This window comes from Caulobacter sp. Root1455 (genome assembly GCF_001426905.1).
Classification (GTDB): Bacteria; Pseudomonadota; Alphaproteobacteria; order Caulobacterales; family Caulobacteraceae; genus Caulobacter.
This window is the reverse complement of sequence record NZ_LMFQ01000023.1, coordinates 84,002-95,934: the sequence shown is the minus strand read 5'-3', so window position 1 is coordinate 95,934 and position 11,933 is coordinate 84,002. Positions and strand designations below refer to the sequence as shown.

The window sequence follows — 11,933 nt, the reverse complement described above, 5'->3', positions numbered from 1 at the left end:
AATTTATCATCTAGTCCGCGATTTGGTGGCGACGGAATGGCCTAAAAAGCGTCTACGTGTCAAGCGAGCACACACAACCCACACCCGCTCTCGCTCAACGGAATCTGGAGCTTCGCATAATGCAACGCCGTGTTTTCAGTGTAGTCGGCGCACGCCCCCAATTTATCAAAGCCGCTCCAGTGGAACGCGCGTTTCAACAAAGCGCCGTATCGAATTCGTATCTCGTCCATACCGGTCAACACTACGATACGAACATGTCCGACGTATTCTTCGACGAGCTGCGAATTCCCGCGCCGTCGTTCAAACTGAACATCTCGGGCGGCTCTCACGGCCAGATGACAGGCCGCATGTTGGAAGCTCTAGACCAGCTGTTCATCGCCGAGAAGCCAGACGGCGTGCTGGTCTATGGCGACACCAACTCCACGCTCGCGGCGGCCCTGGCCGCCAGCAAGCTTTCCATCCCCGTCTTCCACGTCGAAGCCGGTCTGCGGTCGTTCAACCGCGTGATGCCGGAAGAGATCAACCGGGTCCTCACCGATCATGTCAGCGACCTGCTCTTCTGCCCCACCGAAACGGCGGTGACGAACTTGCGGCGAGAAGGCTTGCTCAAGGGCGTGCACGCCATCGGCGACGTCATGCAGGACGCGACCCAGCAGGCGGCGGCCCGCGCCAACGAGGTCTCCACCATCGTGAAAGACCTGGGGCTCGAGGGCACGCCTTACGTGCTCTGCACCATCCATCGCGCCGAAAACACCAACGACCTGAGCCGGCTGCGGGAGCTGCTGGACTATGTCCGCGCCACAGCGGGAACGCGGCCTATCGTGTTTCCGGTGCACCCGCGGACGCGCAAGATCTGCGAGGAGGCCGGTATCGGCCTTGACGGCTTCATGCCGATCGATCCCGCAGGCTATCTGGACCTGCAGCGCCTGATCAACGGCTGCGAGCTGGTCTGTTGCGATTCCGGCGGGCTGCAAAAAGAAGCCTACTTCCACCGCCGCCCCTGCGTCACGCTGCGCGACGAGACCGAATGGGTCGAGACGATCGACGCAGGCTGGAATCGTCTCTGGCGGACACCCGAATACACCGCGCCGCGCCGCGAGATCGCCGACTACGGCGACGGCCACGCCGCCGACCGCATCGTCAAGCGGATCGACGACTGGTTCGCGAGCGCGGACCGATAGAGCCCGGGACGGAGCCTCCTGGTTCGGCTCGCGCCGAACTCAGGAGGCCATCGCCTCGACCGTCCGGCGGTGTTGGTGGGCCACATCGTGGAACTGCTGGTACCACAGCTCCAGGGACAGCATTCCCCACGCGGTCCGCGAGAACGAACCCATCTGGGTCATGTTCTTCAGCACGACGTCGCGGCGCATCCACGGCCGCGAGCCGGCCCGGGCGCTGTGGAACGTGTCGTGGACGAAGCTCTTCAGCTCACCGCCGAACCACTCCTTGAGCGGCACGGGGAAGCCCATCTTGTCGCGGCGGGTGAGCAGCGATGGAGGCAGGCGGTGGCCGAAGGCCTCGCGCAGGAGGTGCTTGGAGACCCCGCCTTTGAGCTTGATCCCCGGCGACAACGACGAGACAAACTCGACGACGGGACGGTCGAGGAACGGCACGCGGGACTCGATGCCGTGCGCCATGCCCATGCGGTCCTCGACCTGCAGCAGGGCCGGGAGCAGGAACCGCATGTCGAACCGCATCATCTTGTCGAAATAGGCTCGCTCGCCCACCCCGTCCGCGTTGAACTCGGCGGTGAAGCGCTGATGGACGTCGGCCATCGGGAGATCTTCGATCTCCACCTCGCCGGCCATGTCGACAGTGCGGTTGATCAGGCGGAAGTAGCGCTCGTCGAACGCCCCGAACAGGCCCGACGACCAGCTTGACTTGATCATCGGCTGGTATTCCCGCAGCGAGTCCAGCTGCGGGAGGATGGTTTCGAACCTGAGGTCGCGCGTGCCGGGATCGTCCTCGCCCTGGATGGCGGACCGCAGGCACTGCTCCAGATAGGCGACCATGTAGCGGCTGTAGCCGCCGAAGATCTCGTCGCCGCCCTGTCCGCCGAGGACGACTTTCACATGCTGGCCGGCCAGCTTGGAGACCATGTATTGCGGGAACGAACCTGGCCCGGCCACCGGCTGGTCCAGGTGGTAGATCACCTTGGGCATGGACTCGATGAAATCGGCCGCGGTGATGTCGATCTCGTGCAGCCGGCCCGAGGCTAGGCCGGCGGCTTCGCGCGCATAGCCGCTCTCGTCATAGCCCGGGAACTGCGTGAACTTGCCGTGGAAGAAGTCACGGTTTTCGTGGTGGCTGTCGGCGGCCATGATCGCGATCAGGCTGGAATCCACCCCGCCCGACAGATAGGCGCCGACCGGCACGTCGCTGCGCAGGTGCAGCGCCAGGGAGTCCTCGATCAGGGCCGACAGCCGATCGGTCGCCTCAGCCTGGCTGATGTCGATACAATTGTACTCGGGCCTCCAGTAGGCGCGGATCTTCACCTGACCCTTCTCGCAGACCAGCGTATGGCCGGCCGGCAGCTGGCGGATGCCCGCGAACAGGGTGCGGTCGCTGAGCGGGATCTGCAGCGCCACATATTCGGCGAACGCGTGCGGGTCAGTCTCGACGTCGGGTAGGAAGGGCAGCAGGGTCTTGGCTTCGGACGAGAACATCAGCGTCCGCCCGACCTGGGCGTAGTAGAGCGGCTTGATGCCGAACGGGTCGCGCGCGATGACCAGGCGCCGGGTCTCCGGCTGCCAGTGCGCGTAGGCGAACATTCCGCGGAAGCGCTCGACGGCCGCGTCGCCCAGCTGGCTGTGGGCGGCGAGGATGACCTCGGTGTCGGTGCCGCTCTTGAACGTCCAGCGCCCGGCGAACGTCTCGCGCAGCTCGTGGAAGTTATAGACCTCGCCATTGTGGACCAGGACCGAACCGTCCTCGCCCTTCATGGGCTGGGCGCCGCGCTCAGACAGATCGACGATCGCCAAGCGACGATGCGCAAGGCCGACCGAGCCGTCCGGCGAAGTCCAGATGCTGTGACCGTCGGGGCCGCGGTGGGCCTGGATGTCGTTCATCATCTGCAGCCGTCGCGCGAGTTGAGGCACGCGTTCACCATCAAGGTGGATCATGCCCGCTATTCCGCACATACCGATCTCCGACGACGAGCTTGGATTGAGCTGGGTTCTTATATGGGTGAAGGCCGGTTTCCAACCATCAGTTCCCTAGACGCGGAACGTCAAGGCCCAGCTCCTGAAATGTCTTAATCTCGTTGCTTTACGTGCGGTTGTTGAAAAGGTATGCCCGACCCTCCAAACGGGAGGCGTTATTTTGGTCGGACGTATCGCGGTCGTCGGATGTGGTTACTGGGGCAAGAATCTCGTCCGTAATTTCTCGGAATTGGGCGCCCTGGCCGCGGTGATCGATCAGCAACCGGAAGTCGCCCAAGCCCTGGCCTCCACGTACGGCGTCCGCGCGCTCTCCCTGGAAGCGGGCCTGGCGGATTCGTCGATCGAAGGCGTCGCCGTGGCCGCGCCGGCCGAGCTGCATGCCGAGATCTGCATCGCCGCCTCGCGCGCCGGCAAGCACGTCTTCGTCGAAAAGCCGATCGCCCTGACCGTAGAGGACGCCGAGCGGATGAAGGCCGCCGCCGAGGCCGCCGGCAAGGCGCTGATGGTCGGCCACCTGCTGCGCTACCACCCCGCGTTCGAAACCCTGGCCGGCATGATCAAGGACGGCGCCATCGGTCGGGTGCTCTACGCCTACTCGGATCGCCTGAGCCTGGGCAAGTTCCGGGTCGAGGAAGACGTCTGCTGGAGCTTCGCGCCTCACGACCTGTCGATGCTGCTGACGATCATGGACGCCGACCCCGTCGAGATCTCGGCGACGGGCGTCTCGTCCGTCACTCCAGGCGTCGACGATATGAGCCGCATCGAAATGGCTTTCCCGGGCGGCGCCCGCGCTCACGTCTTCACCTCGTGGCTGCACCCGTTCAAACGCCACATGCTGACCGTGGTCGGCGAGACCGGCATGTTGGTCTTCGAGGACTCGGCCGCCGCGGACAAGCTTCGCCTGTATCGCCACGGGATCAAGAGGACGTCGGGCGCGCCGGAGCCCGTCAAGGGCGACGCCGAGGTCATCCCCTACCCCGCCGACGAACCCCTGAAGCGCGAATGCCAGCACTTCCTCGACGTCGTGACGGGTCGTGTGGCCGCACCGGAGACCTCCGCTGACGAGGGCATCCGCGTGCTCAAGGTTCTGGCCGCCGCCACGGCTAGCGCGGCCAACGCGCTCTAAGATCCTCACACTCTCAAAATCGGACTCAAATTGGAGCTTCCTTGATGGCCACCTCTCCCTCCACGCCGCTCGCGTTCATCGACCTTCTTGCTCAACGCCGCCGCCTGGGCGACCGCATTGACAAGGCCGTCATGGGGGCCGTCGACGCCGGCCAGTGGATCATGGGCCCGCAAGTTCGCGAATTCGAAAAGCGCCTCGCCGACTTCGGCCAAGCCAAGCTGGCGCTGTCCTGCGCCAATGGCACCGACGCGCTCGCCCTGCCGCTGATGGCCTGGAACGTGGGTCCGGGCGACGCCGTGTTCTGCCCCAGCTTCACCTTCGCCGCGACCGCCGAGGTCGTTCCGTGGGTGGGCGCGACGCCGGTGTTCGTGGATATCCTGGCCGACACCTACAACATGGATCCCGCAGACCTAGAGGCCGCCATCGAGAAGGTGAAGGCCGAAGGACGCCTGACGCCGAAAGTCGTTATCGCCGTGGACCTGTTCGGCCAGCCCGCCGACTATCCGGCCATCGCGGCCATCGCCAAGAAGCACGGCCTGAAGCTGATCGCCGACTCCGCCCAAGGCTTCGGCTGCACCCTGAACGGCCAGCATCCGATCCACTGGGCCGACTGCACCACGACCAGCTTCTTCCCGGCCAAGCCGCTGGGCTGCTACGGCGACGGCGGTGCGGTGTTGTCCAACGACGCCGGCCTGGTCGAACTGATGGACTCCCTGCGCGTGCACGGCAAGGCGACCCAGAAGGACATCGAGGGTCGCTCGTTCACCCACGATCCCAAGTACCTGAACATGCGGGTCGGCATGAACAGCCGTCTCGACACGATCCAGGCCGCTATCCTGCTCGAAAAGCTCGACGTCTACGCCTGGGAGATCGAGCAGCGTAACGCGATCGCCAATCGCTACGCCGAACAGCTGGCCGGCGTCGTCAAGACCCCGATCGTCATCGCCGGCGGCGTTTCGAGCTGGGCGCAGTACACCATCGAGGTCGAGGACCGCGACGACTTGGCCCAGAAGCTGAAGGCGGTGGGCGTGCCGACCGCGGCCTACTATCCGATCCCGCTGCACCTGCAGCCGGCCTACTCCGAGCACCCGCTCGCCCCGTCGGGCCTGCCGGTCACGGTGGACAAGGCTTCGCGCGTCATCAGCCTGCCGATGCACCCCGACCTGTCGCCGGAAGATCAGGCTTACATCACCCAGAGCGTTCGCAACGCGATCGGCCAAAACGCATGAAAATCGACCTGTTCTCCAAGCACGACACCGACGCGGCGTTCGAGGCCCTCGCGGTGGAGTGGGTGCGCCGCGCCGAGGCGCGCGACGTCACGGTCGGCGTCATGGGGCTGGGCTATGTCGGTCTGCCCCTGGCCCGCGCGTTCGTCGAGAGCGGCGTGCGCGTCATCGGTTATGACATCGACCAGCCGCGCGTCGGACTGCTGAACGCCGGCAAATCCTACTTCGCCCACATCGGCGACGAGGTGGTCTCCCAGATGCGCGCCAGCGGCCGCTTCGAGGCGACCTTCGAAGCGCAACGCCTGGCCGAGGCCGACGCGATCTTGCTCTGCGTCCCCACCCCGCTCGACAGTCACCGCGAGCCCGACCTGTCGTTCGTGCGCGACACGACCGAGGCCGTGGGCAAGGTTCTGCGTCGCGGGCAGCTGGTGGTTCTGGAATCCACCACCTATCCCGGCACCAGCTCGGAAGTGCTGATCCCGATCCTGGAGCGAGCTTCGGGCCTGAAGGTGGGACGTGACTTCGCCGTGGCCTACAGCCCCGAGCGAGAGGATCCCGGCAACCCGCACTTCAACACCAGCACCATCCCCAAGGTGGTGGGCGCCGACACCGACGCGGAGCGCGCCATCGGCGTCGCCCTGTATGGCCTGATCACCACGCCGGTGCCGGTCTCGAGCCTGCGCGCCGCCGAGGCGGTGAAGCTGACCGAGAACATCTATCGGCTCGTCAACATCGCCTTGGTCAACGAACTGAAGGGCGTCTACAACAACATGGGCATCGATGTCTGGGAAGTCATCGACGCCGCCAAGACCAAGCCGTTCGGCTTCCACGCCTTCTATCCGGGTCCGGGCCTGGGCGGTCACTGCATCCCGATCGACCCCTTCTACCTGACCTGGAAGGCGCGGGCGTTTGGCCTGTCGACGCGCTTCATCGAGCTGGCCGGCGACGTGACCAACCAGCTGCCGCGCAACGTAATCGAAGCCGTGGCTGACGGACTCAGCGATCGCCTGTCGAAGGCGATCAACGGCGCGAAGATCCTGGTGATGGGGCTGGCTTACAAGAAGAACATCGACGACATGCGTGAAAGCCCGTCGCTGATCCTCATCGATCTTCTGCAGTCCCGCGGCGCCAAGGTCTCGTACCATGACCCGTATCTGCCGGTGATCCCCGCCACCCGCGAACATCCTGAGCTGGCGGGCTGGGAGTCGACCCCGCTGACGGCGGAGAACCTGGCGCAATTCGACTGCGCGCTGATCTCCACCGACCACGACAACGTCGACTACGAACTGCTGCTCGAACAGTTGCCGCTGATCGTCGACACGCGCAACGCCACCGCGCGTTACGCCAAGACCCACGGCTGCAAGATCGTTCGGGCCTAAGCCTCCGGGCTATCGATCCGCGGCGAGGCGCGCGACCTCCGAGACGAAAGCCTCGGCGTTCGCGCGCCAGCTGTGAAGGCGGGTGAACGCCGCCGCCCCGACGCGCGCCTCGGCCAGATCGGCGTCGGTCAGGCTAGCCACCCGGGCGGCGATATCCGTCGCCCCCGCCCCCGACGGCACGAAGAAGGCCACGCCGTACGGCGACGCGAGTCGCTGGATCTCGGGCAGGTCCGTCGCCAGCATTGGAACGCCGGCCGCCGGATACTCCCAGAGCTTGTTTGGGCTGCAGTGGCGCTGATTGAGGTTCAGGTCCTCGTAGAGCAGCGCGCCCAGGGCCGCGCCCACGGTCCATTGAGGCAATTCGGCGAACGGCGCGGGCGCCACGAAGCGCACCCGATCGGCGTCTGCCCGCGCCCGCAAGCTGGGCTCCAGGCGCCCCGACCCCATCAGCACCAGGGCCCACCCCTCTGGAAGCCAGGCGCCGGCGTCGACCAGCGCTTCGAGCCCGCGCATCGGCGCCAGTCCGCCCTGGAAGAGCAGGATGCGGGTCGAGGCCGGCAAGCCGGCCGCGCGGTGGAGGCGGCCATCATAGGCCGGCGGCGTCTCCAGCTCGCCGGCGTTGTGGACGATGACCGCAGGCGGCAGGCCGGGACGTCGTTCCGCATAGAGCGCCGCGATGCCCGCATTGACCGTGACGAAGCCGTCGATCGCGCCCGCCGCCCGGGTTTCCACCTTTTGAACCCAGGCCTGCCGGCCGGGATCGGTGTGGTCTTCCTCCTCATGGAACTCGTGCGCGTCATAGAGCACGGCCCCGCCGCCCAGAGCCTTGAAGCGGACCACCGCCGGGAGGGTCTCCGGATCGGAGCAGACGACGACGTCAGGGCGCCAGGCGGCCAGGACGTCGGCCAGGGCCCGAACCTGGCCGCGATAGGCCAGCCAGCTGGAGGCGTCACCTATCGCATCGCGCGTCGCCCGGCCCGCCGCCAGACGGGCCCCGAACACTCCCGCGGCCAGCACGATCCCGCCCGTCATCGCCGTCCGCGTCCGCGCGGCCCGCCAGTCGGGTGTCGTGACGTCCGGCGCGGACCGGGCGTGGTCGATCATCGCGAAGCATCCGACTTCAGCGCCAGCGGCCCGCAGGGCGGCGCGCTGCTTGAGAAGGCGGCCGTCGCCGCGATCAAAGAGTTTCGCGACCAAGGCTATACGGCGGCCCGCCAGGATCTGGCGGGGTTCTCGGGCTTGCGGCATGGTTTCGTATACCCTAGGCCTCGCCGCGACGGACAGGCGATTTGTCCACGCTATCGCCCAACCGGGAGTCGGAGTCGAAGACCATGTGCGGCATCTGGGCCTCGATCGGCATTATTCGCGACGGCAGGATGCTGGCGCCGATCCAGCGTCGCGGACCGGACGGCGAAGGCTGGCGAGAAGGCCTCGACGGACAGGTTCCGGTCGTCCTGGGCTTCCGCCGGCTGGCGATCTACGATCTTTCGACGGCGTCCGACCAGCCCATGACGCGACGCGTGTCGGCCGACGATCCCGGCCTCCACATGGTGTTCAACGGCGCGATCTACAATTACCGCGCCTTGCGGACGGAGCTCCAGGCGTTGGGGCATGCCTTCCACACCGAGGGCGACAGCGAGGTCCTGCTGGCCGCCTGGGACCACTGGGGCCCGGGCGCCCTAGCCAGATTCGACGGCATGTTCGCCTTCGCGATCCACGACGCGCGCCGCCGCAAACTGATCGTGGCCCGCGATCGGTTCGGCGAGAAGCCCGTGCTGTGGGCCCGCGTCGGCCTGGGCCAGGACCGGGGCTTCGCCTTCGCGTCCGACGTCCGGCAGCTCCTGCCCTTCCTGCCCGACGGCCGGCGGCTCGACGCCGACGTCGCCGCCGATTTTCTGAACGTCGGCTCGGTTGACACCGGCGACGACACCTTTTTCGCGGATATCAAGCGCGTTCCCGCCGGCTGCTGGGGCGAGTTCGATCTCGACCCCGCCCGCCCGCCGACGCGCGAAGCGTTCACATCGTGGACCCAGCTGACGGCGCCGCCGGCACGGGGAGACGACCTTGCCGAGCAGCTGCGTTCGGCCCTGGACGATGCGGTCGCGCTGCGACTGCAAGCCGATGTTCCGGTCGGCAGCTGCCTGTCTGGCGGCCTGGACTCAACCCTGTTGGTGAGCCTGGCCCAGAACACCCTGGAGGCGCGAGGCTCGCGCGGTATCCACACGATCAGCGCCGTCTATGATGACGACGACGCCCTGTCCGAGCGCCCCTATCTCGAGGCCGCCCTCGCGGGCGACCGCCATCCCGCGCGTCTGATCACGCCGACTGCGGACCAGATGCTGGACCATTTGGACGACGTCATCGAAGCCCAGGGCGAACCGTTCGGCCACAGCTCGATCTGCCTGCAATGGTTCGTGTTCCGCAGCGCGCGGGAAGAAGGCCTAAAGGTCATGCTGGACGGCCAGGGCGCCGATGAGCTGTTCGGCGGCTATGACCATATGATCGGCTACCACCTGGCGGATCGCCTCGCCGCCCTCGACCTCGGCGGCGCGCTGAGGTCCAGCCGGGCCCATGCCGGCGACGGCGGCGTGTTCTCGACCTCCACCCTGGCGAAGTCGGCGCTGATCAGGCTGCTGCCCGAAACCGGCCTGCGCAAGATGGCCCGCCTAAGGGGACGGTATCCGCCCCAGGATTGGCCGGTCCGCGGCCGCGAGCCGGACGCCGCGCCCCACCGCCCGGGCTGCAATCGCTACGACGCCATGACACGGGACATGCTGGCCCGGGCGTCGCTGCCCGCCCTGCTGCGCTTCGAAGACCGCAACGCCATGGCGCACGGCGTCGAAAGCCGCTTGCCCTACCTGGCGCCGCGCGTGGTGGATCTGGCCCTGGGCATGACGGCCGAAACCAAGATGCGCGACGGCTGGACGAAGGACGTCCTGCGCCGCGCGGCGACCGGGCTGATCCCGGACAAGATCGCGCGCCGCCGTCGCAAGCTGGGTTTCGTGACCCCGCAGGACCAGTGGATGGCCGACCGCTGGCGGCCCTGGGCCCTGGAACGCCTGGCCGAGGCGCGCAAGAGCGATATCTTCGACCCCGCGGCCCTGGACGCGATCACGGCCCGGGTCGGCCTGTCCGGAGACGCCAACGCCGCGGCGTTCCGCATCGCGGTTTTCCTTCGTTGGGCCGCGATCTTCGAGATCAGCCTCTGACCACGGCGCGCATCATCGCCAGCAGGCGCCGCGCGGCGTCCTCCGGGGTGTCCGCGACAGGACCGTCGCGCTCGCCAGGCCGCCGCTTGGCCAGGCTCGACAAACGATCGGCGGCGTCGCCCGGATCGTAGCCGCCGATCGCGCGCCAAGGTCCTTCGCCGACCGCGATGATCGGCGCGCCGACCGCGCGGTATTCGTAGACCTTGCCCGGTATGGCCGTCGCGTCGGGCGCGGCGGTGACCAGAAAGCCGTCCGCGGCCGCCTGCATCGCGCGCGTCTCGTCATAGGGGCGCGGTCCGTGCAGGCGCACGGCGTCTCCCGCCCCGGTCGCCCGCAGCGCGGCCCTCTCTTCCGGGGTCAGCCGGCCAACGAAATGGAATACCAGGTCCGAACGTCGGCGCACGGTGGCGGCGATCGCGGCGCACAGCGGCTCGATCCCGCAAGCCGGATCCGAAAGCGACACGCTGCCGGTATAGAGGACGTGGACTCCTCCGGGTCCCAGGTCGACCGGCGGAGGCGGCGGCGCCGCGAACTGGGCCAGCACCTCGATCGGGCGACCAGGCGCCAGACGTCGCGCCTCCCGTGCGACCACCGCGTCCACGCCGATAATCAGGTCCGCCCGGACTAACAACCGCCGCGCGATGACGCCTTCCACCATCCGGCGCCACGGATGGGACAGCTCAGCGCGGAACGGACGGGCCAGCCACTCGTCGCGCAGGTCGGCGACCCAGCGGGCCTGGTGGCGGCGGCGCAGGGCTGGGCCGGCGCAATGGATCGATTCCGGCGGGCTGGTGGTAAGGATCCAGTCGGGGCGGAACCCCTCCAGCGACCCCGCGGCCCGAACCGCTCGCCGCACCCAGCGGATCTCGGCGTCAGGCCACAGCAGCCATGATCGCGCCAGGTCGCGGAGCCGCGCCGACAGGGTCGGGGGCGGCGCGGGGACCGGAGGGGCGTCGGCTTGCTCGAGGGGCGGCGCGTGAAGCAGGGGCGCGACGACGCCCTTCACGCCAGGCGGCAGGCCCGGCGCGACGACGCGGACCTCGGCGCCTAGCGCCTCCAGGGCGAGGGCCAGCAGATAGGGACGTCGCGCGCCGCCCGACACGAGCGGCGGAAAGTGGCGAGCGATCAGGAGGACGTTCAAGCCCTCACCGGGTCGGTCGACCTCAGCCACCGACGCGTTGGAGCTGCCCGTCGACGACCTCGTACTTCTCGCCTGTCCGGGGACAGGTCAGATCGGCGCGCAGCACTTCGCCGGCATGGCTGACCCAACCGATGCGGCGGGCGGGAACCCCGGCCATCAGGGAGAACGGCTTGACGTCCTTGGTCACCACCGCGCCGGCGGCGATGAAGGCGTACTCGCCCAGTTCCGAGCCACAGACGATGGTGGCGTTGGCGCCGATCGTCACGCCCTTGCGAACCCGGGTGGGCGCGAACTCACCCCGCCGGTTCACGCCCGAGCGCGGGGTCACCACGTTGGTGAACACGCAGGACGGCCCGCAGAACACATTGTCCTCCAGCTCGACACCCTCGTAGAGGCTGACATTGTTCTGGACGCGACAGTTGTCGCCGATCGTGACGTTGGGTCCGACCATGACGTTCTGGCCGAAGGAACAGTTTTTGCCGATCCGGGACCCGCTCAGGATATGCGAGAAATGCCAGATCGACGTGCCTTCCCCCAATTCCACGTTGTCGTCGACATACGAGGACGGATGGACGTTGACCGACATATTTCAATCCATGGCAAGCTTCGGGGCTGGTTCGACCTAATCCCTCCCGTCGCCCTTGGCAACATGCCCCCGCGCTTGCGCGTTCCCTTGCGGGTCGAGGCGCAA

Annotated in this window: 9 protein-coding genes; 5 read left to right on the top strand and 4 right to left on the bottom strand. The window is 67.4% G+C overall.

What is annotated here, in order from left to right:
- The first annotated feature begins 119 nt into the window (after nt 1-119).
- Entirely contained in the window at nt 120-1,181 is a 1,062-nt protein-coding gene (wecB, locus tag ASD21_RS16205) for a non-hydrolyzing UDP-N-acetylglucosamine 2-epimerase (RefSeq protein ID WP_056443445.1), read from the top strand.
- Nucleotides 1,182-1,220: 39 nt separating this feature from the next.
- Here wecB and asnB (ASD21_RS16200) read toward each other — a convergent pair whose 3' ends face one another.
- Nucleotides 1,221-3,140 carry an asparagine synthase (glutamine-hydrolyzing) gene (asnB, locus tag ASD21_RS16200; protein WP_082554808.1) on the bottom strand — a complete coding sequence of 640 codons (1,920 nt, stop codon included), beginning with the start codon at nt 3,138-3,140 and terminating at the stop codon, nt 1,221-1,223.
- 181 nt (nt 3,141-3,321) lie between these two features.
- Here asnB (ASD21_RS16200) and ASD21_RS16195 point away from each other — a divergent pair, with 181 nt between their 5' ends.
- Genes ASD21_RS16195 through ASD21_RS16185 form a run of 3 tightly spaced genes read left to right on the top strand, consistent with a single transcriptional unit; the run spans nt 3,322 to nt 6,892 of the window.
- Complete coding sequence (locus tag ASD21_RS16195) at nt 3,322-4,287, top strand: Gfo/Idh/MocA family protein (RefSeq protein WP_162250244.1); 966 nt, start codon at nt 3,322-3,324, stop codon at nt 4,285-4,287.
- Between the two features lie 44 nt (nt 4,288-4,331).
- Nucleotides 4,332-5,516, top strand: coding sequence for a DegT/DnrJ/EryC1/StrS family aminotransferase (locus ASD21_RS16190; RefSeq protein WP_056443440.1), 1,185 nt, complete (start codon nt 4,332-4,334; stop codon nt 5,514-5,516).
- On the top strand, nt 5,513-6,892 hold the full coding sequence (locus tag ASD21_RS16185) for a nucleotide sugar dehydrogenase (RefSeq protein ID WP_082554806.1): 1,380 nt from the start codon (nt 5,513-5,515) through the stop codon (nt 6,890-6,892). Before ASD21_RS16190 ends, ASD21_RS16185 begins: the two co-directional genes overlap by 4 nt.
- A gap of 9 nt (nt 6,893-6,901) precedes the next feature.
- Here ASD21_RS16185 and ASD21_RS16180 read toward each other — a convergent pair whose 3' ends face one another.
- Complete coding sequence (locus ASD21_RS16180) at nt 6,902-8,140, bottom strand: glycosyltransferase (protein ID WP_156398405.1); 1,239 nt, start codon at nt 8,138-8,140, stop codon at nt 6,902-6,904.
- 83 nt (nt 8,141-8,223) lie between these two features.
- Here ASD21_RS16180 and asnB (ASD21_RS16175) point away from each other — a divergent pair, with 83 nt between their 5' ends.
- Nucleotides 8,224-10,101: an asparagine synthase (glutamine-hydrolyzing) gene (gene asnB, locus ASD21_RS16175; protein ID WP_056443435.1), complete on the top strand. Its 1,878-nt coding sequence runs from the start codon at nt 8,224-8,226 to the stop codon at nt 10,099-10,101.
- Here asnB (ASD21_RS16175) and ASD21_RS16170 read toward each other — a convergent pair.
- Both ASD21_RS16170 and ASD21_RS16165 read right to left on the bottom strand, forming a co-directional pair.
- A complete protein-coding gene (locus ASD21_RS16170) occupies nt 10,091-11,242 on the bottom strand; it encodes a glycosyltransferase (protein WP_056443432.1) in 1,152 nt (383 codons plus the stop codon). The genes asnB (ASD21_RS16175) and ASD21_RS16170 overlap by 11 nt on opposite strands.
- Before the next feature lie 22 nt (nt 11,243-11,264).
- Nucleotides 11,265-11,828: an acyltransferase gene (locus ASD21_RS16165; protein ID WP_056443429.1), complete on the bottom strand. Its 564-nt coding sequence runs from the start codon at nt 11,826-11,828 to the stop codon at nt 11,265-11,267.
- Between the last annotated feature and the right edge of the window lie 105 nt (nt 11,829-11,933).

What these genes read in the sequence shown, in the direction of transcription:
- wecB (WP_056443445.1), top strand. Translation starts at nt 120, where the DNA reads ATGCAACGCCGTGTTTTCAGTGTAGTCGGCGCACGCCCCCAATTTATC.
- asnB (WP_082554808.1), bottom strand. Translation starts at nt 3,140, where the DNA reads ATGTGCGGAATAGCGGGCATGATCCACCTTGATGGTGAACGCGTGCCT.
- ASD21_RS16190 (WP_056443440.1), top strand. Translation starts at nt 4,332, where the DNA reads ATGGCCACCTCTCCCTCCACGCCGCTCGCGTTCATCGACCTTCTTGCT.
- ASD21_RS16185 (WP_082554806.1), top strand. Translation starts at nt 5,513, where the DNA reads ATGAAAATCGACCTGTTCTCCAAGCACGACACCGACGCGGCGTTCGAG.
- ASD21_RS16180 (WP_156398405.1), bottom strand. Translation starts at nt 8,140, where the DNA reads ATGCCGCAAGCCCGAGAACCCCGCCAGATCCTGGCGGGCCGCCGTATA.
- asnB (WP_056443435.1), top strand. Translation starts at nt 8,224, where the DNA reads ATGTGCGGCATCTGGGCCTCGATCGGCATTATTCGCGACGGCAGGATG.
- ASD21_RS16165 (WP_056443429.1), bottom strand. Translation starts at nt 11,828, where the DNA reads ATGTCGGTCAACGTCCATCCGTCCTCGTATGTCGACGACAACGTGGAA.